Origin of the sequence: Limnohabitans sp. 103DPR2, assembly GCF_001412575.1 — a bacterium.
In the GTDB taxonomy this organism is placed as follows: Bacteria; Pseudomonadota; Gammaproteobacteria; order Burkholderiales; family Burkholderiaceae_C; genus Limnohabitans_A.
In genome coordinates this window covers 1,851,126-1,872,448 of sequence record NZ_CP011834.1, presented here as the reverse complement: position 1 = coordinate 1,872,448, position 21,323 = coordinate 1,851,126, and the positions used below count along the sequence as shown (strand labels likewise).

The following is a 21,323-nucleotide window of genomic DNA, read 5'->3' as shown; positions in this document are numbered from 1 at the left end:
AATTATCCTTGAGACGCAGAACGGGTATTTGCATCTGCCCAGACCAATTTGCCTTGGCCCAGATCGTTCAGTGCCTGTTGCCACTCCACTGACTGAACTTTGGGAATTTCAAGTACAAATTGAACCAAACTTTCATGGCTGACACTCAAAATACTGACTTCCGCCATTTGAGCTTGGCGTCGAAGCCAGCCCTCCATGTCATAGGGGACCCAACATGTCAGTTCAATTTTGGGGACGATGGGTGACTTTTCAGCGACCAGAAGTGCTTGTGCAACAGCATCGGTATAGGCTCTGACCAAGCCGCCCGCACCCAGTTTGATACCCCCAAAATACCGAACCACGGTGGCCACCACCCCGTCCAAATCTTGATGCCGCAAGACTTCCAGCATCGGTCTTCCTGCAGTGCCGCTGGGTTCGCCATCGTCTTGGGCCGCAGAATCACCTCCGGCCAACATGGCCCAACAAACATGAACGGCATCGGGGTGGGCTTGCTTGAGGTGCAAAACGAGTGCTTGCGCCTCTGCACGATTCTTGACCGGCTGAACACGGGCCAAAAAGCGGCTTTTTTTAATGACCAACTCATGGTCCACCGGCGCTAGCAAAGTCATGGGCATGGCTCAATTATCGGATGAGAAAGACCTTTCAACCGACACAGACCTTGTAGAGGCTCTAAACTCGGGGAATTCCTCTCCAGATTGGTTCATGAACGCCTTCGTCGATGTCTCCTTTTTTCCGCGTGAAGCGAAACCCCTGACCAGTTATCGCAAGTTCTGGGCAGCGCGCTTTGGCACGGCCCCGTTTTTGCCCATGAGCCGTTCAGAAATGACCCAGCTGGGTTGGGACAGTTGCGACATCATTTTGGTCACAGGCGATGCCTATGTTGATCACCCAAGCTTCGGCATGGCTGTCATTGGCCGCATGCTTGAGGCGCAAGGTTTCAGGGTCGGCATCATTGCCCAGCCTGACTGGCAAAGCGCTGAACCATTCAAAGCCTTGGGCAAACCCAATTTGTTTTGGGGCGTTACGGCTGGCAACATGGATTCCATGATCAACCGGTACACGGCGGATCGCAAAATTCGTTCTGATGATGCCTACACCTCCGGCGATATCGGTGGAAAACGCCCCGACCGTGCTGCCATTGTCTACAGCCAACGATGCCGTGAAGCGTTTCCAGATGTGCCCATTGTTTTGGGTGGCATCGAGGGTTCTCTGCGCCGCATTGCACACTACGATTACTGGTCAGACAAGGTTCGCCGCTCCATCGTGGTTGACAGCAAATGTGACTTGTTGTTGTATGGCAATGCCGAGCGTGCTGTGGTTGAAATTGCGCACCGTTTGGCCGCCAAAGTCCCTGTGCAAGAAATTACGGATGTTCGAGGTACTGCGTTTGTGCGCCGTCAAACGCCTGAAGGCTGGTTTGAAATTGACTCTACCACCGTTGATTCTCCAGGGCATGTCGAAGCACACATCAATCCGTATTTGATGATTTCGGAGCAGGCCAAAAGCAATGGCGCCAGTTGTGCCCGTGAGGATGAAGCACAGGCTGTGGCAAATCAAGAGAATGCCAAAGCCAGCCTTTCGAATTTGAAAACAGAACAAACCCTTCAGTTTGTGTCTAACCCCAACATGCCAGCGCTCAAAGGCAAAGGCTTGCACAAGGTGCCTCCCCGAGATCGAAGTGTGATTCGCTTGCCCAGTTATGAGCAAGTTAAAAGCGATCCCGTCTTGTATGCGCACGCCAATCGTGTGTTGCATTTGGAGACCAATCCGGGCAATGCACGTTGTTTGGTTCAAGCCCATGGCGAAGACCATACAGCGCGTGATGTGTGGATTACACCCCCCCCTATTCCTTTGACAACGGCTGAAATGGATGCGGTGTTTGACTTGCCCTATGCACGCAGTCCTCATCCCAGCTATGCAGACGAAAATGGTTCGCACGATGGAGCAACCAAAATTCCTGCATGGGAGATGATTCGCTTTTCGGTCAACATCATGCGAGGTTGCTTTGGCGGGTGTACTTTCTGTTCAATCACCGAACACGAAGGTCGCATCATTCAAAGTCGAAGTGAAGCCTCCGTGCTGCGAGAAATTGAAGACATTCGAGACAAAGTCAAAGGCTTCACGGGGGTTATTTCAGACCTCGGCGGCCCTACGGCCAACATGTACCGATTGGGATGCAAAAGTCCCGAGATTGAAGCGGCGTGTCGCAAACCCAGTTGTGTGTTCCCCGGCATTTGCAGCAACCTCACCACCGACCACGGTCCCTTGGTTCAGATGTACCGCAAAGCCCGCAGCATCAAGGGCATCAAGAAAATTCTGATTGGTTCTGGTTTGCGTTATGACTTGGCCGTTCAGAGTCCAGAGTACGTTAAAGAGTTGGTGACGCACCATGTCGGTGGCTATTTGAAAATTGCGCCTGAGCACACCGAGACGGGTCCGCTGTCCAAAATGATGAAGCCCGGCATTGGCACTTACGATCGCTTCAAAAGCATGTTCGACAAGTTCAGCGCAGAAGCGGGCAAGAAACAATTTTTGGTGCCTTATTTCATTGCGGCTCATCCAGGCACCAGTGACGAAGACATGATGAATTTGGCCATCTGGCTCAAGAAAAACGGTTTCAGAGCAGACCAAGTTCAAACTTTCTACCCCAGTCCGATGGCAAGCGCCACGGCCATGTACCACACCACACGCAATCCGCTGCGCAAAGTGACACGCGACAGTGAAAAAGTGGATGTTGTGAAAGGGGAGAAGCGTCGTCGTTTGCACAAGGCTTTCTTGCGTTACCACGATGCCAATCACTGGCCCTTGTTGCGGGACGCCTTGAAAGCAATGGGCCGTGCTGACTTGATTGGCAATGGCAAACACCACCTCATTCCTACGTGGCAACCTTTGTCGGATGAGTATCAGAGTGCGCGCCGCAAGAACAGCACCCCCACGGGTTCACCCCGCAAGGGCCAAGTGCTGACCCAGCATACAGGTTTGCCACCGCGCAAAAAGCGCTAAGCAAGGCCTGATCCGATGCGGCGACTAGGCAGCTTCAAGCCTGCAAGACTTGCAACAACTCGGTCTCAATTTCAATTTGCTCACGGTTGTGTTGCAAGGCTGATCCTTCAATTAAGAAGGTGTCTTCGACACGTTCACCCAAGGTACTGATCTTGGCCAACTTGAGGCTGATACCGTGCTTTGCCAGCACGGTTGCCACGCTGTAAAGCAAACCCAGTCGATCGCTTGCCGAAATACCCAAGAGCCAGCTTTGGGCTTTTTCGTCGGGGTGCAAGGTGATGCGGGGTGCAATGGGGAAATTTTTCACACGCCGAGAGACACGTCCTTTTGTAGGCGCGGGCAGAGTTCCTTGACGGTCAATGGTGCTGCACAACCCAGATTCCACCATGGTGATCAACTCACGGTAATGCTCCGGGAGCAAAGACGTCACCACTTGGAATGTATCGAGGGCGTAGCCATTGTTGGCGGTGTGAATTTTGGCATCCAAAATGCTAAATCCGGCTTGATCAAAATAGCCGCAAATGCGCGCAAACAAATCGGGTTGATCGGCGGTGTAAACCAAAATCTGCAAGCCTTCGCCGATGGGGGAGATGCGTGCGCGAACGATGCTTTTGCCATCTAAGTTGGCTATGGCGGTTTCTCCAGGTTTAGCAACGTAGCGCGACAGTTGGCGTGCATGCCAAGCAATTTCGCTGGCATCATGGCGCATAAAGTAGCCCACGTCCAAGGTATCCCATAATGCCTTTTGGCCATCGTGCGGTTCGGAGTGACGTGCCAATTCAATCAAGGCATCACGTTTACGGGCTTCAATTTCGGCATTGGCATCAGGCGCACGACCGCCCAACACGCGCAAGGTGTATCTGTACAAATCTTCGAGTAACTTGCCTTTCCAGGCATTCCACACTTTGGGACTGGTGCCACGAATGTCGGCCACTGTCAGCAGGTACAGGGCCGTTAAATGACGTTCGTTGCCCACACGTTTGGCAAACGCTGCAACGACGTCCGGATCGCTCAAGTCTTCCTTTTGAGCCACATGGCTCATGGTCAAGTGCTCCCCGACCAAGAAAGCAATCAGCTTGGCATCTTCTTTGGGGATACCGTGTTGCCTGCAAAATTGTTGAACTTCAGCCACACCCAACTTCGAGTGATCGCCACCGCGCCCTTTGGCGATGTCGTGAAACAGGGCGGCTGTGTAGAGGATGTAGGGCTTGTCCCATCCTGCTGCAAGTTGAGAGCAAAATGGGTACTCGTGCGCATGGTCTGCAATGAAAAAACGGCGGACGTTGCGCAAGACCATCATGATGTGCTGGTCCACGGTATAGACGTGAAACAGATCGTGCTGCATCTGACCCACAATGTTTCTGAACACCCACAGGTATCGACCCAACACGGAAGTTTGGTTCATCAAGCGAAGTGCATGCGTGATGCCTTGGCTTTCCTGCAAAATTTTCAGAAATGTAGCGCGGTTGACAGGATCGCGCCGAAACTTGGCATCCATGACGTTGCGAACGTTGTAGAGCGCACGCAAGGTTTTGGCTGACAGGCCCTTCACGCCGTGCGTTTGCTGGTACATCAAGAATGTCTCAAGAATGGCGTGTGGGTGCTTTTGGTACAAGTCATCTTGTGCCACTTCCAACAAACCATTGCGTTCGTCAAAATGATCGTTCAAACGCCTCACTTCAATGCGAATGTCGCCGCGTTGCGCTTGCAGATACGCTTCGATGTTGAGCATCAAAATTTGGTTCAACTGCGTCACGGCCTTGGCAGCCCAGTAGTATTGACGCATCAGCACTTCACTGGCGCGCTGGGTGTGCTTGCCCTCTGGTGTACTTTTGGCTTGATACCCAAAACTTTCGGCCAGTGCATGTTGCAAATCAAAAACCAAGCGATCTTCTCGACGTTTGGCCAGCAAATGAAGCCTTGCGCGGATGAGGCTTAAAACGGCTTCGTTGCGTTTGATCTGCTTAACTTCTAAAGGAGTGGCCAAACCTTTGATTGCCAAATCGTCCCAAGTACTTCCCAAGCCTGCAGCCCGTGTGACCCACAAGATGATTTGCAAATCGCGCAAACCACCAGGTGATTCTTTGCAATTGGGCTCAAGAGAATAGGGCGTGTTTTCAAATTTGTTGTGGCGCTGCTGAAGTTCCAGTGATTTGGCTACAAAAAAAGCATGGGGGTCCATGGCGGCTTGGTAGCTACTTTGAAACTTCGCAAACAAAGATTTGCTGCCGGTGATGTAGCGGCTCTCGAGCAGCGAAGTTTGCACCGTGATGTCTTTGGCAGACTCCTCTAGGCAATCCTTGAGGGTACGGACACTCGACCCAATTTCCAAACCGCTGTCCCAGCAACTGCCGATGAAATTCTCAAGTTTGGTTTTGAGTTCTTCTGACGCATCAGGATTGGCGTGGTCGGGCAACAAGACCAGGACATCCAAGTCGGAGGAGGGGAACAACTCGCCCCGTCCAAAACCGCCGACGGCAATGAGGCTTTCACCATTGTCAAAGCCAGCTTGGTTCCACAGTTGGATCAATAATTTGTCGGCCAGCGTGGCCAATCGCATCAGGCTGCGTTTCAAGCCACGGCCATTGGCTGCGCTGTTGGCAATGTTGGCCCACAGCGCCTGCTTTTCTTGACGATAGGAGTCTCGAAATGCCGACAAGTCAGCCATGGTCTTAGCCCTTGATGAAAGCGGGAACGGGTGGGCTTCCTGCTGACAAAGTCAGGACTTCGTAGCATGTATCCGTCACCAAGATGGTGTGTTCCCACTGGGCTGACAAAGAGCGGTCTTTGGTGACGATGGTCCAACCATCGCCCATTTCCTTGATCTCGCGCTTACCAGCGTTGATCATGGGTTCAATGGTGAAGGTCATGCCCGGCTTGAGTTCCTCCAAGGTGCCAGGTTTTCCATAATGCAAAACTTGAGGCTCCTCATGAAACACGCGCCCAATGCCATGACCGCAAAACTCACGAACAATGGAAAAGCCCATGTTCTCAGCGAATTTTTGAATGGCCCAACCAATGTCGCCTAAGCGAGCGCCCGGTTTGACTTGCGCAATGCCATGCCACATGGCTTCGTAGGTGGCGTTGCAAAGTCTTTTGGCCGCAATGGAAACGTCGCCCACCATGAACATGCGGCTGGTGTCGCCATGCCACCCATCTTTGATGACAGTGATGTCAATGTTGACGATGTCACCTTTTTTCAAGGCTTTCTCATTGGGGATGCCGTGGCAAACCTGATGGTTAATGGAAGTGCAAATGGATTTGGGATAGGGCGAATAACCTGGGGGCTGGTAGTTCAGTGGGGCTGGAATGGTGCCTTGAACATTGACCATGTAATCGTGGGCCAATTTGTCCAGTTCGTTGGTGGTGACACCTGGCACCACAAAGGGTGTCAAATAATCGAGTACTTCGGAAGCCAGTCGGCCGGCGACTCGCATGCCTTCTGCGCCTTGGGGGTCTTTGGGGGTGATCGTCATGGGGGGTGATTATCCCATCCAACGGATAACTTTGCTCAAAATGGACTTGTCAGCGGTTAAAATAAGCACTCGTTCAGTGCCCCAGTCAGCGGCATTTGAGACACTTTCCCTACTGCCCTCAAGGCCACCCTGTGACCCTGCAAACTCTCATCTTGGACGGCGGCAACGCCCTCAGCGAATTCCGTATTCAGCAACTTCTGCCGCGCCTGCAGGTCATTTGCCCCGATGTGACGGGTCTGTCTGGCCACTTCCTCCACCTCGTTGCCAGCGAGTCGCCCCTCTCAGACGATGCACAGAAGGTTCTAGCTTCCCTGCTGACTTACGGTGACCCTGCAGTGCCCACGGCCAACAGCAAATTGGATTGGCACCTTTGTGTATCGCCTCGTTTAGGGACAGTGTCACCATGGGCATCCAAAGCCACGGACATTGCACACAACTGTGGCCTGACGGTTCGCCGCATCGAACGCTTGGTTGAATACCGCTTGCAAATGCGTTCTGCATCTCAGGTGCAAAACCTGCAGCCACAAATTCAGTTGGCTTTGGCCGATTTGTTGCACGACCGCATGACAGAGTCCATCCTTGCAAAACGCGAAGATGCATTGGCCCTGTTCACAGAACTTCAAGCGCAACCCCTTTTGCATGTGGATGTGATGAAGGGTGGACGCACAGCATTGGTCAAGGCCAATCAAGAATTTGGCTTGGCCTTAGCCGAGGACGAAATTGATTATTTGCTCAATTCATTTCAGCAACTGGGGCGCAATCCTACGGACGTTGAGTTGATGATGTTTGCGCAGGCCAACAGCGAGCACTGCCGTCATAAAATTTTCAACGCCCAATTCACCATCGATGGACAAGCCCAATCTCATAGCTTGTTTGGCATGATTCGCCATACCCATCAGCAAAACCCTCAACACACTGTTGTGGCGTATTCAGACAACGCGTCCATCATGACGGGCCATGAAGTTGAACGCTTTGTCGCGAAAAATGGTGGCGCCTATGCCAAAGAAAAAGCGCTTCACCATGTGTTGATGAAAGTTGAGACGCACAACCATCCCACCGCCATTTCGCCTTTCCCTGGCGCTTCAACCGGGGCAGGTGGTGAGATTCGTGACGAAGGTGCGACAGGACGAGGCTCCAAACCCAAAGCCGGTTTAACAGGATTTACAGTCTCCAAATTGTGGAACAGTCCACACGGTAAACCTGATCACATGGCCAGTCCGTTGCAGATCATGACCGAAGGCCCATTGGGGGGCGCAGCGTTCAACAATGAATTTGGCCGTCCTAACTTGTTGGGTTACTTTCGTGAATATGAACAAGAAGTGGACGGTGTTTTGCGGGGTTATCACAAGCCCATCATGATTGCGGGAGGCTTGGGCGTCATCGACGACATTCAAACCCAAAAGATCCAATTTCCTGCGGGCACGCTGCTGATTCAATTGGGCGGCCCAGGCATGCTGATTGGCATGGGAGGCAGTGCGGCCAGTTCCATGGCATCCGGCACCAACGCAGCCAACTTGGATTTCGATTCTGTTCAACGTGGCAATCCTGAAATTGAACGTCGCGCGCAAGAGGTCATCAACCATTGCTGGGTGATGGGCAAAGACAATCCTATTTTGGCGATTCACGATGTGGGGGCCGGCGGTTTGTCCAATGCCTTCCCAGAACTCACCAACGACGCAGGTCGTGGGGCGCGTTTTGATTTGCGCGCAGTGCCTTTGGAAGCTTCTGGCTTGTCACCCAAAGAAATTTGGTCCAACGAAAGTCAAGAGCGCTACGTCTTGGCCATCGCACCTGAATCTTTGTCTCAATTCAAAGCCTTTTGCGAGCGCGAGCGTTGCCCATTTGCCGTCGTAGGTGTTGCCACTGAAGAGCGACAATTGATTTTGGCCGATGACCAAGCCACATCGCCTGAAACCGAAAATCCTGTCAACATGCCGATGAATGTGCTGTTGGGCAAGCCGCCCAAAATGCACCGTGATGTGAAGTCGCTCAAGCGCAATATCACGCCGCTCAATCTCACCGGTGTTGATTTGCAAGACGCAGTGGTTCAAGTCTTGAGCCATCCTACTGTGGCTTCCAAACGTTTCCTCATCACCATTGGTGACCGCACCGTGGGCGGCTTGACGCACAGAGATCAAATGGTCGGTCCATGGCAAGTGCCCGTGGCCGATTGCGCAGTCACCTTGGCCGACTATCAAAGTTTCCAAGGTGAGGCCATGAGCATGGGCGAACGCACGCCATTGGCCAGCGTTGACGCAGCGGCATCGGGTCGTATGGCCGTGGCTGAAGCCATTACCAATTTGTTGGCGGCACCCATTGAACTCGACCGAGTCAAACTCAGCGCCAATTGGATGGCAGCTTGCGGCGAACCGGGTGAAGATGCTGCGTTGTATGAAACCGTCAAAGCGGTTGGTCTTGAACTGTGCCCCGCACTGGGTGTGTCAATTCCCGTGGGCAAAGACAGTTTGTCGATGAAAACCCAGTGGGCCGTGGATGGTCAAACACGCAAAGTGACGTCGCCAGTCAGTTTGATTGTCAGTGCCTTCGCCAGTTTGCCGGATGTGCGTAGAACGCTCACGCCTCAATTGAATGCCACCTTGGATGACACGTCGCTCATTCTGATTGATCTCAGCCATGGCCAATCGCGCATGGGTGGCAGCATCTTGAGTCAGGTGCTCAATCAATCGGGCGATCAGGTGCCTGATTTGGAAACGCCCGCCAATTTGGTCAACTTGGTCAAAGTGATCAATCAATTGCGCGCCCAAGACAAACTGCTGGCGTATCACGATCGCAGTGATGGCGGCTTGTTCTGTGCCGTGGCTGAAATGTGTTTTGCCGGACAAGTGGGCGTAGCGCTTAATTTGGACATGCTGGTGACAGAGGGCGATGGCATTTCAGACAGCCGTGCCGACCATGGCGATGCCAAAAACTGGGCTCAACAAGTCAGCGCTCGTCGTCATGAATTGACACTCAAAGCCTTGTTCAATGAAGAACTGGGCGTGGTGATTCAAATCAACACCCAAGATCGCGGGGAAGTGATGCAAGCCTTGCGTGATCATGGCTTGTCCAAACACAGCCACGTCATTGGTAAAACGCGCCCTGTGCAAGCAGCGGTTCAAAAAGGTGTTGGCGAGATCAGCATTTGGCGTGACACCCAAGAGATATTTTCTGCCAAATTAGAAGACCTCCACCAAGTTTGGGACAGCGTCAGTTGGAAAATTTGCCAACAGCGTGACAACCCCGTTTGCGCAGACAGCGAACACGCTTCAGCAGGTAACCCTGCCAATCCTGGTTTGCACGTCGCTTTGACATTCAAGCCAGAGGAGAATGTAGCGGCACCCTGGTTGAATTTGGCCAAACCCAAAGTGGCCATTCTGCGTGAGCAGGGCGTCAACTCGCATGTGGAAATGGCCTATGCATTCGCAGAAGCCGGTTTTGAATCGCACGATGTTCACATGACAGATTTGCAAAGGGGTCGGGTCAGCTTGAAAGACTTTCAAGGCTTGGTGGCTTGCGGGGGTTTCAGTTACGGTGACACCTTGGGCGCAGGCATTGGTTGGGCCCGCAGCATCACATTCAATCCCGCCTTGTCAGAACAATTTAAATCTTACTTTGCGCGCCAAGATACCTTTGGCTTGGGTGTTTGCAATGGTTGCCAGATGTTTGCTGAGTTGGCAGACATCATTCCTGGCGCACAAGATTGGCCACGCTTCACCACCAACCAAAGTGAACGCTTTGAAGCGCGTCTCTCCATGGTGGAAGTCTTGCCGTCGCCCAGTCTGTTTTTCCAAGACATGGCCGGTAGTCGTTTGCCCATCGCAGTGGCGCACGGTGAAGGCTATGCAAATTTCAAATACCGCGGCAATGCTAACAGAGCGATTGGCGCCATGCGTTTCGTGGACAACTGGGGTGCCGCCACAGAAGCCTACCCCGCCAATCCCAATGGCAGTCCTGCTGGCTTGACGGCAGTGACAACGGCCGACGGTCGCTTTACAGCCATGATGCCGCATCCTGAGCGTGTGTTCCGCAACGTTCAAATGAGTTTCACCACGGGTGATATTTCATCGCACAGCCCATGGTTGCGCATGTGGCAAAACGCGCGTCGCTGGCTGAAATAAAAAAAAGCACTGACACCTTTCGGTGTTCAGTGCTTTCTTCCGAGAAGAACCGCGTCGCGGATGCGTTGCAGTTCTGCTTGTCTTACTGAACCTTGGCTTTAGCGCGCAAGTCTTCTTGGAATTTACCCAGCTTAGATTGCGTCAATTGCTGGGTGATTTGGGGTTTCACTTCATCCAATTTAGGCAATTGAGCTTCGCGCACATCGTCCACACGAATGATGTGAAAACCAAACTGGCTTTTCACTGGCGCATCTGTCATCTGACCTTTGTCAAGTTTCACCATGGCATTTGAAAACTCGGGTACATAGCTGGCCGCATTGGCCCAATCGAGGTCACCGCCATTGGCACCAGAACCTGGATCTTTAGAAGCCTTTTTGGCCAGATCTTCAAATTTGCCACCTTTTTTGATCTCGGCAATCAGGGCCTTGGCTTCATCTTCTTTCTCAACCAAGATGTGACGCGCACGGTATTCCTTGCCGCCATTGGCTGCCACGAACTTGTCGTATTCAGCTTTGATTTCGGCGTCAGTGACGGGGTTCTTTTTCTGGAAGTTGGCAAAGAGTTCACGAATCAACAGGCTTTGGCGTGCCAATTCAAGTTGTGCTTTGTAATCTTCGCTGGCATCGAGACCGCGCTTACGGGCTTCTTGCATGAAAATTTCGCGGGCAATCAGCTCTTCTTTGATCTGGGCCAAGATTTCGGGGGTGACAGGTCGGCCAGAGCGTTCAACTTGCTGCTTCAGGGCTTCTACGCGTGAGCTGGGAACAGGCTTGCCATTCACCACAGCCAAGTTCTGTGCCCAGGCAGACATGCTGAATGCCGCCACCAAACTCAGGGCCAATTTAGAAATTTTCATCGGGATCCTCAAATCAATTAAAAGTTATCGAAATTCTATGGCCAGGGCATGAAGACCGTTGTCTAAGAATTCTTGGAGCGAATCATACACAAGACGATGGCGCTGAACGCGGCTGATATTCTCAAAATGAGAAGAAGCGATGCGAACCCTAAAATGACTGTTCATGCCGCTGTCGGTGGCACCTGAATGGCCCGCATGCTGTGAACTTTCATCGATGACTTCGAGAAAAGTCGGCTGAAATCGCTGCCGCAAAACCTGTTCGATCAGGGGTTGCCAAGGCTCATTGTTTTGTAAAGTTAAGGGCTTGTTCATGGCGAAGGAGGCGTGTCACCGGGCTTAACAGAAGTCTCAGCCTCTTCAGAAGGAATGTGCTTTGCAATGTAAATGCCTGTTCCAACGATGAACATCAATGGAAAGACATAACCCCAAATTTTAAAATTAACCCACTCTTCGGTCGTAAATTCAATGGCGACGTAAGCGTTCAATGCGGCCATGAAAAAGCAATACATCGTCCAAGCCACACTGAGGGATTGCCAATTGGCATGAGGCAAGTTAACTTGCGCACCCAACATGGTCTTCAGAAAGTTCTTTTTGAACACAAACTGCGACACCCATAATCCGAGGCCCAAGCAGCCATAAAGCAGGGTGGGTTTGAATTTGATGAAGCGTTCATCGTGCAAGAAAAGGGTGAGGCTACCAAAAACCAGAATCAAGCCCAGCGTTGCTTTTTGCATGGTGGCCAACTTGCCGTCTAGCTTGTACATCCACAAACTTTGAATGACGGTGGCGGCCATCAAGACAGCCGTGGCCGCGTAGATGTCCGCAAATTTGTAAGCCCCAAAAAATAACAAGATGGGAAATAAATCGAGTGCAATTTTCATCTTATTTTTTTTCGAAATTCAAAGAAGCTGAATTCATGCAGTAACGCAAACCTGTGGGTTCGGGACCGTCTTCAAACACATGGCCAAGGTGTGCGCCACATTGGGCGCAAACACTTTCAACGCGCACCATGCCGTGACTTCGGTCGACCTTTTGTGCAATTGCATTTTCATTGGCGGCTTGGTAGAACGAGGGCCAGCCGCATCCTGCATCAAACTTGGTTGTGGCATCGAACAATACCGCATCGCAGCAGATACAGGTGTATTGACCTGGTTCCCAATGTGTTTCGTATTTGCCTGTGAAGGGGCGCTCTGTTGCCGCTTTGCGCGTCACTTCGAAAGCCAATGGCTCTGCATTGCGCGCGCGCAGCCAAGCGCGCCATTCATCGTCGGTTTTGGGTAAGTTGGAACTTGTCATGTTCATTCACTCCATGTCACATTAAGAAGAGCAACTGATTTCGATCTCAGAGGCCCAAGAGGGGGGCAAGTTGGCATAGGCTTCAAACTCGGGTTGTTCGTCAAACGGTGACTGCAACAATTTGAAGAGTTTAGCCACCTCAGAATGGTCGCCTAACTTGGATTTTTGGATGGCCAATTCCACCAAGTGGTTGCGCAGCACGAACTTGGGATTGACAGAGAGCATGCCTTGCACGGCTTCGATATCGCCTTGGTGCTGCAAATGCGCCATGTAGTTGTTTTGCCAATCTTGAAACTTGCCTGTGTCTAAGAATAAATCCTTCACAGCTTGCCATGCGTCGTGCGACTGCTGGGTCTGAGATGCCGCATGACTGAGACGGCGCCAAAGCAGCGTGAAGTCTGTTCTTTCTGTCGCCATCATTTGTAGCAAGGATTGAATCAGGGCCATGTTGGCGGCATCGTCTTCTTCATTGACTTGTGACAAGCCCAGTTTCATGCAGAAGTTGTGTGTCCAGTGGGCTGTGTAAGCTTCTTTGTAGGGCTCTAATGCCTTCATGGCCAATTCTTGATCGTCGATCAGAGGCATCAACGCTTGACCTAAACAAAACAGATTCCAGTAGGCGATTTGCGGTTGCTTGTCGTAAGCGTAGCGGCCTGAATGGTCAGAATGATTGCAGATGTGGTGCGGATGAAAACCGTCCATGAACTGGAAGGGGCCATAGTCCAAAGTCAGCCCCAAAATGCTCATGTTGTCGGTGTTCAAAACACCATGACAAAACCCTATGGCTTGCCATTGCGCCACCAATTGCGCTGTTTTCAAACTCACTTCATGTAGCAAGTCTGCATAAGGATTTCCCAAGCTGATTTCTTGACCTTCAAAATGATGTTCAATGACAAAATCGGCCAAATGCTTTAAGGCATCGGGATGGGCCGATTGATTTGCAAAATGTTCAAAGTGACCAAAGCGGATGAAGCTGGGCGCAACGCGCGTCACAATGGCCGCTGTTTCAGGTTCTTCCCTAAGTACGGGCAATGAAGAGCCGGTTAAGCACAGTGCCCGTGTGGTGGGTACACCCAAGCCAGCCATGGCTTCACTGCACAAGTACTCTCGAATGCTAGACCTTAAAACGGCGCGCCCATCCCCCATTCTGGAAAACGGTGTTTGACCAGCGCCTTTGAGCTGAATTTCAAATGAGCCTTGAGGCGTTGCAAACTCCCCTAGGCTCAAGGCACGGCCATCACCCAATTGTCCAGCCCAATGGCCGAATTGGTGACCGCTGTAAACACTGGCGCGCGGCGCCATGCCTTCCCATAACCCATTCCCACTGAAAACCGCCAAGGCTTCTTCGGAGTCAAGCCATGCGTCTGGCAAGCCACAAGCCTTCAAAAAGCTTGGATTTTGGGCCACCCAGTAGGGGGCTGGTACAGGTGTGGGCAAGACTTCTACTGTGAAGGCAGGTCCCAAGGCAGCATATTGGTTGATCCAGGTCATTTTCGGATTGTCGGTGTCTTTGGATGAACCCATCGAGATACAGGGTATACACCAAGCACCAAGGTCTCATGCTAAAAAGCGATTTGTTGTTCATTTTGAGATGTAAAGGCAGATATGTTCGGACTCATGCAACAGCAATCTTTGCTGATTTCTTCTTTGATTGATTTTGCTGAACGCCACCATGGCGACGGTGAAGTAGTTTCTCGACGTGTTGAAGGCGATGTGCATCGCTATACCTGGGCTGATGTGGCGAATCGATCTCGGCAATTGGCCAATGCCTTAGACGGCTTGAGGCTGATGCAGGGCGATCGTGTTGCCACGTTGGCATGGAATGGCTACCGTCACCTTGAGATGTATTTTGGGGTGAGCGGCTCTGGACGCGTTCTGCATACGCTGAACCCCCGATTGCATCCAGATCAGGTGGTGTGGATTGCCAACCATGCAGAGGATCAAATTCTCTGCTTTGACATGACATTCTTACCTTTGGTGCAAGCGGTTCATGCGCGTTGCACGACCGTGAAGCACTGGGTTGCTCTTTGCGATGCCGATAAATTGCCAGCGGACACAGGCATCCCGAATCTGACCAGTTATGAAACTCTGATTGGACAACAAGCAAAGACTTATGTTTGGCCGCAATTAGATGAAAACTCTGCGTCTAGCATGTGCTACACCAGCGGCACCACAGGCAACCCCAAGGCGGCTTTGTACAGTCACCGATCGACTTTGCTCCATGCCTATGCAGCTGCCTTGCCTGATGTCATGTGCATTTCAGCGCGCGATGCGATCTTGCCTGTCGTGCCCATGTTCCATGTGAACGCATGGGGTATTCCCTACAGCGCAGCCATGACAGGCGCTAAATTGGTCTTTCCTGGCCCTGCCTTGGATGGCAAGTCGGTCTATGAATTGATTGAAGCAGAGAAGGTGACCTTTGCTGCGGGCGTACCCACCGTTTGGCAAATGCTGCTGGGTCACATGAAACCTGCCCATTTGAAATTCAGTTCATTGAAGCGAACTGTGATTGGGGGTTCAGCTTGCCCGCCCGCCATGATCAATGCTTTCCGTGATGACTATGGCGTTGACGTTTTGCACGCATGGGGCATGACTGAAATGAGCCCCTTGGGCACGCTTTGCACATTGAAAAACAAACACCTCAGTTTGCCTGCAGAAGCACAAATGAAATTGCGCTTGAAGCAAGGCCGCGCCATCTTTGGTGTTGACATGAAAATCGTCAACGATGCTGGTGAGACATTGCCGCACGACGGAAAAACATACGGTGATTTGCTCGTCAAAGGACCTTGGATCATTCGTGAATATTTCAAGCAAGAAGGCCCACCCCCATTGATCGACGGATGGTTCCCAACCGGTGATGTGGCCACCATCGATGAAGATGGCTTCATGCAAATCACAGACCGAAGCAAGGATGTGATCAAGTCCGGCGGAGAATGGATCAGCTCCATTGACATTGAAAACATTGCCATGGCCCATCCCGACGTCGCCATGGCGGCTTGCATTGGCATGCCGCATCCGAAGTGGGACGAAAGACCTGTGGTGTGCGTGGTCAAAAAACCCGGCAGCGCCTTGAGCTCGGCAGAAATGCTCAAATTTTATGAGGGCAAAACTGCGAAATGGCAAATACCAGATGACGCCATTTTTGTCGAAGCAATCCCTTTGGGCGCAACGGGAAAAATGCTGAAAACAAAACTGCGTGAACAACTTTCAGGTTACAAATTGCCTAGCCTTTGATGGACGTCAAGCTTGGTGCTTTTGTGTGAGTCACGTGGGCGATACCGCCTAGGGCAAACCCCGACCAGTAAAACTTACAAAAGCGTTACGCTGACACCCGTTAGAGTTTTTCATAACAGTTGGAGCTAAATATGAAATTTGCAGTTCGTTCTATCGCTGTTGCCTCTTTGGCAATGTGTGCTTTCGGTGCTTTTGCTCAAAAGGGCGAAACCGTCAAAATCGCATGGATTGACCCCTTGTCTGGCCTCATGGCACCTGTGGGCAACAATCAACTCAAAAGCTTCCAGTTCTTTGCTGAGAAATACAGCAAGATCAACCCTGCAGGCGTGAAGTTCGAAGTGGTTGGCTTTGACAACAAGCTGAGCCCCGCTGAAAGCTTGAACGTGTTGAAGGCCGCAACCGATCAAGGTATCCGTTACATCACACAGGGCAATGGCTCTGGTGTGGCGGGTGCACTCATTGAAGCTGTCAACAAACACAACGAACGCAACCCTGGTAAAGAAATCATTTTCTTGAACCACTCAGCGGTGGATCCCGACTTCACCAACAGCAAGTGCAGCTATTGGCACTTCCGCTATGACGCAGACACATCCATGAAGATGGAAGCCCTGACGACCTTCATGAAGGATCGTCCTGAAACCAAGAAAATCTTCTTGCTGAATCAAAACTATTCACATGGTCACCAAGTGGCCAAGTTCTTCAAAGAGGGCATCAGCCGTAAGCGTCCTGACGTTCAAATCGTGGGTGAAGATTTGCACCCCTTGGCGCAAGTTCGCGACTTTGCTCCCTACATTGCCAAAATCAAAGCTTCTGGCGCAGACACTGTTGTGACGGGCAACTGGGGCTCTGACTTGGCATTGCTAGTGAAGGCAGCCAATGAAGGCGGTTACAACGGCAACTTCTACACTTACTACACAGGTGTCACAGGTACGCCTACAGCTTTGGGCAAAAACGGCGAAGGCCGAGTCTTCCAAATCGCCTACGGTCACTACAAAATGGGTGGTCAGATGGACAAATGGCAAGATGAATTCAAAGCCAAGTTCAATGACGACTTCTACACCGGCTCAGTTCACAGCATCTTTGCAACCTTGGGTGATGCCATGGCCAAAGCCAAGTCGACAGACCCTGTGAAAGTTGCCGCTGCCCTTGAAGGTATCAAGAGCACCAGCGTGTTCAACGGTGAAGTCGAAATGCGCAAAACCGACCACCAACTGCAGCAGCCCCTGTACCTCACCGTCTGGAGCAAAGTTGACAAGAAATACAACTACAGCGTTGAGAACACAGGCATGACCTTGGTTCCAGTGAAGGAGTTCCCTTCCTACATTTCAAGCACGCCCACAAGCTGCCAAATGAAGCGTCCAGGTTAATTGATGTAAGTCTTCGGAAGGGCCCGCTCCTCAGGGGGTCGGGCCCTTCTTGTTTGTTGCGACTTGCCATGGATGGCGGAAAGTAGTTTTATGGAGTTCTTCATCATCTCCATGCTCAATGGATTGAGCTACGGGTTGTTGTTATTCATGCTGAGTTCGGGCTTGACCCTGATCTTCAGCATGATGGGCGTTTTGAATTTCGCCCATGCATCTTTCTACATGATTGGTGCGTATTTTGGTTACACGCTTACCAGCGTCATAGGTTTTTGGCCTGCTTTGTTGGTAGCACCTATTTTGGTTGGCGGGGTTGGCGTTGTATTTGAACGCCTGACCTTGCGAAAAGTTCACAAGTTTGGTCACGTCCCCGAACTTCTGGTGACATTTGGTTTGTCCTACATCGTCTATGAGTTGGTGCAACTCATTTGGGGTCGAACAGCCGTAGAGTTTGTACCGCCCGAATTACTTAAAGGCTCTGCTTTCACCTTGGTCAATCATTCAATCCAAGGTATGCAATTGGTATGGGGTGCAGCGCCGGCAGAAATGTGCAAATCTGCAGACGCTGCCGTTCGCTTGGTGTGCACACCATTTCCAGCAACTCGAGGCTTCATGATGATCGTTGCCTTGCTCATGCTGTTGTCATTGTGGTTGCTACTCACCAAAACTCGCATTGGCTTGGTCATTCAAGCCGCTTTAACGCACCCAGAAACAGTCGAGTCGCTTGGACACAATGTGCCGCGTGTGTTCATGATGGTCTTTGGCGCAGGCACTGGTTTGGCGGGTCTGGCTGGCGTCATCGGCGGAAGCACTTTTGTCACTGAACCTGCCATGGCGGCCACGGTGGGATCCGTTATTTTCGTGGTGGTGGTGGTGGGCGGCATGGGCTCATTGTCTGGCGCCTTTTTGGCTTCCGTCCTCATTGGAGTGATTCAAACCTTTGCCATCGCATTTGACTATTCGTTCATCAGCGTTGCCAAAAATTTGGGCTTCAGCTTGTCCGAAGCCCTGATGAACAACCCCATCTTGAAACTGACCGTGTCGCAAGTGGCGCCCATCTTGCCGTACTTGTTCTTGGTTTTGATTTTGATTTTCCGTCCAAAGGGACTCTTAGGGACCCGAGAAGGATGATGTCATGAGCAGTACCTACAAATTCAAACCTTACAACGTTGGCAGATGGGTGATCTGGAGCTTGTTTGCCATTGTCTTGATCTTTGCCCCTCTGGTCTTCACCAGCAATTTGTCCGGCACCATGCTGGCTCAAATGGGCATTGCCATCATTGCTTGCTTGTCCTACAACATGTTGTTGGGGCAGGGCGGCATGTTGAGTTTTGGCCATGCGGTTTACACAGGCCTTGGCTCTTTTGTCGCCATTCACGCGTTGAACTCAATCAGTGGCGGTCATTCCCATATTCCTGTGAGCCTCATCCCATTGGTGGGCGGGCTTGCGGGTATTGGCTTTGCTGTGCTTTTGGGTTATGTCACCACCAAAAAGGCGGGCACCCCCTTTGCCATGATCACTTTGGGCGTAGCAGAACTGGTGTTTGCCATGTCCTTGATGTTCTCTGAATTCTTTGGTGGTGAAGCCGGCATCTCGGGCAACCGTGTTGCAGGTCAAGCTTTCATGGGCATCACCTTTGGTCCGCAAATCCAAATTTATTATTTGATTGCCATCTACACCTTTGTGTGTGTGGCCTTGATGTATGCCTTTACGCAAACACCTCTGGGCCGCATTTTGAATGCCGTGCGCGACAACCCTGAACGTGTCGAATTCATTGGCTACAACACACAACGTGTGCGTTACTTTGCCTTCATCATTGCTGGCTTTTTCGCGGGCATTTCAGGTGGCCTCGGCGCACTCAACTTTGAAATTGTCACTGCGGAAGTGGTCGGGGCTGGCCGCTCAGGCGGTTACTTGCTCTTTACCTTTTTAGGGGGCGCCACCTTCTTCTTTGGACCCATCATCGGCGGTGTACTCATGGTCCTGGCATTTGTGCTCTTGTCTGAGTTAACCAAAGCCTGGCTCTTGTACTTGGGCTTGTTGTTCTTGTTCATGGTGATGTATGCGCCTGGTGGTATAGCCAGTCTGATCATGATGAACCTGCGCGTTGCTGCGTTTGGCAAACTCAAACAAATTTGGGTCAGTTATTTGGGTCTCTTTGTCACAGCCTTTGTTGCGCTGATTGGTGCGGGTGCCATGATCGAAATGGTTTACCACCTGCAACTGAACTCTGCTTTGGGTGACACCTTGAAGTTCATGGGCGTCACTTTGAATGCCAAAGGTGTTGACAGCTGGTTTGGTGCTGCATTTGTCATGCTCACTGGCTTGGGCTTGTTTGAAGCAGCACGCCGTCACTTCTTGATTGAATGGGGCGACATCCAAATCGACATTGAAAAAGAAATTAAACGTCGGGAGACAGCGTGATGTCTTATGCGCTAGAACTCATAGATCTCCGAAAAAACTTCGGAAAAACAGAAATCATTCGCGGTGCCAATTTGGCGGTGAACGCGGGTGAGCGTGTTGCCATCATTGGTCCCAATGGCGCTGGCAAATCAACCTTGTTCAATTTGATCAGTGGACGATTCGGCCCAACCAGCGGTGAAATTTTGCTCAATGGTCAACGCATCGATCACAAAGCCCCCTACGAAATCAATCGCATGGGCTTGTCGAGAAGTTTCCAAATCACCAACATCTTTCCAAAACTCAGCGTGTTTGAAAACTTGCGTTGTGCGGTGTTGTGGAGCCTAGGTTACAAGTACACCTTCCTGAAATTCTTGTCAGGTTTGAAAGACGCCAACGAACTGGCTGAGAAGTACATGGAAATGATCCGCCTCGACAAAAAGCGTGATTTGCTCGCCATGAACCTGACCTATGCAGAACAACGTGCGTTGGAGATTGGCATCACCATCGCGGGTGGTTCCAATGTCATTTTGCTAGACGAACCCACAGCGGGCATGAGCAAAAGTGAAACAAGTCGCTTCATCAGCTTGATCAAAGAAGTGACCGTTGGCAAAACGCTGTTGACGGTGGAGCACGACATGGGTGTCGTGTTTGGATTGGCAGACAAAATTGCTGTGGTGGTCTATGGCGAGGTGATAGCCTTTGATACACCCGAAGCTGTCAGGTCGAATGCGCGTGTCCAAGAAGCTTATTTGGGCTCTCACGTGGCTGATGAACAAGCGGGAGGCCACTGACATGTTGCACATTGATAATCTTCACGCTTTTTACGGCAAAAGCCATGTGTTGCATGGCGTTAGCTTTGGTGTCAAACCTGGTGAAATTGTGGCGCTTTTGGGTCGAAACGGTTCTGGCAGGTCGACAACCGCAAAGGCCATCATGGGCTTGGTTGATTGCCAAGGTCAAATTGATTGGAAGGGGCAAGCCATTGTTGGCAAAAAAGCCTTTGAGATTGCGCACTTGGGCTTAGGTTACGTTCCAGAAAATCGCGACATTTTCCCCAAACTCACGGTTCATCAGAATTTACTGTTGGGGCAGAAGGGTTCAGGCAAAGGCAGTCGTTGGAGTTTTGACGACATGTACCAAATGTTCCCTCGTTTGTTGGAGCGTCAGCACACAGAGGCGGGCGTATTGTCGGGTGGCGAGCAGCAAATGCTGACCTTGTGCCGCACCCTGATGGGCGACCCTGATCTCATCATCATTGATGAACCGACAGAGGGTTTGGCGCCCAAAATTGTGGAGTTGGTTGGCCAATACCTCAAAAAGCTCAAGGATCGTGGCATTTCCGTTTTGCTCATCGAGCAAAAGCTCACCATCGCCATGAAAATCTCAGACCGTGCTTTGGTCATGGGCCATGGCAGCATTGTGTTTGAAGGTACGCCAGACGAACTGAATGCCAATACCTACATCCGCAAGGAGTGGTTAGAGGTTTAAGGCGCTTTGATGGGGCGAAAAACAAGGTCCCATGAGCGACAAACCCCCTACACACACACGCCGAAACACCCTAGAATTAGCCAAAAT

Annotated in this window: 16 protein-coding genes; 8 read left to right on the top strand and 8 right to left on the bottom strand. The window is 51.4% G+C overall.

The genetic code is table 11. The features are described from left to right. Positions 1-2: 2 nt before the first annotated feature. Positions 3-614 (bottom strand): IMPACT family protein, encoded by a 612-nt coding sequence (locus L103DPR2_RS09035; protein ID WP_055360791.1) that lies wholly within the window; start codon positions 612-614, stop codon positions 3-5. Positions 615-702: 88 nt separating this feature from the next. On the opposite strand from L103DPR2_RS09035, the gene L103DPR2_RS09030 reads away from it, so the two are divergent. Further along, entirely contained in the window at positions 703-3,003 is a 2,301-nt protein-coding gene (locus L103DPR2_RS09030; RefSeq protein ID WP_055360790.1) for a YgiQ family radical SAM protein, read from the top strand. A gap of 34 nt (positions 3,004-3,037) precedes the next feature. Here L103DPR2_RS09030 and L103DPR2_RS09025 read toward each other — a convergent pair whose 3' ends face one another. Both L103DPR2_RS09025 and map read right to left on the bottom strand, forming a co-directional pair. Beyond that, positions 3,038-5,671, bottom strand: coding sequence for a [protein-PII] uridylyltransferase (locus L103DPR2_RS09025; RefSeq protein WP_055360789.1), 2,634 nt, complete (start codon positions 5,669-5,671; stop codon positions 3,038-3,040). Between the two features lie 4 nt (positions 5,672-5,675). Next, complete coding sequence (gene map, locus L103DPR2_RS09020) at positions 5,676-6,479, bottom strand: type I methionyl aminopeptidase (protein ID WP_055360788.1); 804 nt, start codon at positions 6,477-6,479, stop codon at positions 5,676-5,678. A gap of 131 nt (positions 6,480-6,610) precedes the next feature. Between map and purL the strand changes: the two genes are divergently transcribed. Further along, positions 6,611-10,597, top strand: coding sequence for a phosphoribosylformylglycinamidine synthase (gene purL, locus L103DPR2_RS09015; RefSeq protein WP_055360787.1), 3,987 nt, complete (start codon positions 6,611-6,613; stop codon positions 10,595-10,597). An 82-nt stretch (positions 10,598-10,679) separates the two neighbouring features. Here the strand turns inward: purL and L103DPR2_RS09010 are convergent, their stop codons facing one another. Genes L103DPR2_RS09010 through L103DPR2_RS08990 form a run of 5 tightly spaced genes read right to left on the bottom strand, consistent with a single transcriptional unit; the run spans position 10,680 to position 14,240 of the window. Beyond that, positions 10,680-11,453: a peptidylprolyl isomerase gene (locus tag L103DPR2_RS09010; RefSeq protein ID WP_055360786.1), complete on the bottom strand. Its 774-nt coding sequence runs from the start codon at positions 11,451-11,453 to the stop codon at positions 10,680-10,682. A 24-nt stretch (positions 11,454-11,477) separates the two neighbouring features. Then, the gene (locus L103DPR2_RS09005; RefSeq protein ID WP_055360785.1) at positions 11,478-11,765 is read right to left on the bottom strand and encodes a BolA family protein; all 288 of its coding nucleotides are present in this window, start codon (positions 11,763-11,765) and stop codon (positions 11,478-11,480) included. Next, positions 11,762-12,334 (bottom strand): septation protein A, encoded by a 573-nt coding sequence (locus L103DPR2_RS09000; protein ID WP_055360784.1) that lies wholly within the window; start codon positions 12,332-12,334, stop codon positions 11,762-11,764. Before L103DPR2_RS09000 ends, L103DPR2_RS09005 begins: the two co-directional genes overlap by 4 nt. A 1-nt stretch (position 12,335) precedes the next feature. Next, positions 12,336-12,749 (bottom strand): peptide-methionine (R)-S-oxide reductase MsrB, encoded by a 414-nt coding sequence (gene msrB / locus L103DPR2_RS08995; RefSeq protein ID WP_055361954.1) that lies wholly within the window; start codon positions 12,747-12,749, stop codon positions 12,336-12,338. A 21-nt stretch (positions 12,750-12,770) separates the two neighbouring features. Then, complete coding sequence (locus L103DPR2_RS08990) at positions 12,771-14,240, bottom strand: protein adenylyltransferase SelO (protein WP_231717615.1); 1,470 nt, start codon at positions 14,238-14,240, stop codon at positions 12,771-12,773. A gap of 114 nt (positions 14,241-14,354) precedes the next feature. On the opposite strand from L103DPR2_RS08990, the gene L103DPR2_RS08985 reads away from it, so the two are divergent. From L103DPR2_RS08985 to L103DPR2_RS08960, 6 genes are all read left to right on the top strand, one after another. Continuing rightward, positions 14,355-15,983: a 3-(methylthio)propionyl-CoA ligase gene (locus L103DPR2_RS08985; RefSeq protein WP_055360782.1), complete on the top strand. Its 1,629-nt coding sequence runs from the start codon at positions 14,355-14,357 to the stop codon at positions 15,981-15,983. 131 nt (positions 15,984-16,114) lie between these two features. Then, positions 16,115-17,350 carry a branched-chain amino acid ABC transporter substrate-binding protein gene (locus L103DPR2_RS08980; protein WP_055360781.1) on the top strand — a complete coding sequence of 412 codons (1,236 nt, stop codon included), beginning with the start codon at positions 16,115-16,117 and terminating at the stop codon, positions 17,348-17,350. A gap of 90 nt (positions 17,351-17,440) precedes the next feature. Beyond that, positions 17,441-18,475 (top strand): branched-chain amino acid ABC transporter permease, encoded by a 1,035-nt coding sequence (locus L103DPR2_RS08975; RefSeq protein ID WP_055360780.1) that lies wholly within the window; start codon positions 17,441-17,443, stop codon positions 18,473-18,475. 4 nt (positions 18,476-18,479) lie between these two features. After that, on the top strand, positions 18,480-19,769 hold the full coding sequence (locus L103DPR2_RS08970; protein ID WP_055360779.1) for a branched-chain amino acid ABC transporter permease: 1,290 nt from the start codon (positions 18,480-18,482) through the stop codon (positions 19,767-19,769). Continuing rightward, positions 19,769-20,539, top strand: coding sequence for an ABC transporter ATP-binding protein (locus L103DPR2_RS08965; RefSeq protein ID WP_055360778.1), 771 nt, complete (start codon positions 19,769-19,771; stop codon positions 20,537-20,539). The genes L103DPR2_RS08970 and L103DPR2_RS08965 overlap by 1 nt, the downstream gene beginning before the upstream one ends. 1 nt (position 20,540) lies before the next feature. After that, positions 20,541-21,236, top strand: a complete 696-nt coding sequence (locus L103DPR2_RS08960) for an ABC transporter ATP-binding protein (protein ID WP_055361953.1) — start codon at positions 20,541-20,543, stop codon at positions 21,234-21,236. Positions 21,237-21,323 lie beyond the last annotated feature (87 nt).

Bases quoted from the DNA above. Each gene is read 5' to 3' on its own strand.
- L103DPR2_RS09025 (WP_055360789.1), bottom strand. From the start codon at position 5,671: ATGGCTGACTTGTCGGCATTTCGAGACTCCTATCGTCAAGAAAAGCAG.
- L103DPR2_RS09030 (WP_055360790.1), top strand. From the start codon at position 703: ATGAACGCCTTCGTCGATGTCTCCTTTTTTCCGCGTGAAGCGAAACCC.
- L103DPR2_RS08960 (WP_055361953.1), top strand. From the start codon at position 20,541: ATGTTGCACATTGATAATCTTCACGCTTTTTACGGCAAAAGCCATGTG.
- L103DPR2_RS09000 (WP_055360784.1), bottom strand. From the start codon at position 12,334: ATGAAAATTGCACTCGATTTATTTCCCATCTTGTTATTTTTTGGGGCT.
- L103DPR2_RS08965 (WP_055360778.1), top strand. From the start codon at position 19,769: ATGTCTTATGCGCTAGAACTCATAGATCTCCGAAAAAACTTCGGAAAA.
- L103DPR2_RS09035 (WP_055360791.1), bottom strand. From the start codon at position 614: ATGCCCATGACTTTGCTAGCGCCGGTGGACCATGAGTTGGTCATTAAA.
- msrB (WP_055361954.1), bottom strand. From the start codon at position 12,749: ATGACAAGTTCCAACTTACCCAAAACCGACGATGAATGGCGCGCTTGG.
- L103DPR2_RS09005 (WP_055360785.1), bottom strand. From the start codon at position 11,765: ATGAACAAGCCCTTAACTTTACAAAACAATGAGCCTTGGCAACCCCTG.
- map (WP_055360788.1), bottom strand. From the start codon at position 6,479: ATGACGATCACCCCCAAAGACCCCCAAGGCGCAGAAGGCATGCGAGTC.
- L103DPR2_RS08975 (WP_055360780.1), top strand. From the start codon at position 17,441: ATGGAGTTCTTCATCATCTCCATGCTCAATGGATTGAGCTACGGGTTG.
- L103DPR2_RS08980 (WP_055360781.1), top strand. From the start codon at position 16,115: ATGAAATTTGCAGTTCGTTCTATCGCTGTTGCCTCTTTGGCAATGTGT.
- L103DPR2_RS09010 (WP_055360786.1), bottom strand. From the start codon at position 11,453: ATGAAAATTTCTAAATTGGCCCTGAGTTTGGTGGCGGCATTCAGCATG.
- L103DPR2_RS08990 (WP_231717615.1), bottom strand. From the start codon at position 14,240: ATGACCTGGATCAACCAATATGCTGCCTTGGGACCTGCCTTCACAGTA.
- L103DPR2_RS08970 (WP_055360779.1), top strand. From the start codon at position 18,480: ATGAGCAGTACCTACAAATTCAAACCTTACAACGTTGGCAGATGGGTG.
- L103DPR2_RS08985 (WP_055360782.1), top strand. From the start codon at position 14,355: ATGTTCGGACTCATGCAACAGCAATCTTTGCTGATTTCTTCTTTGATT.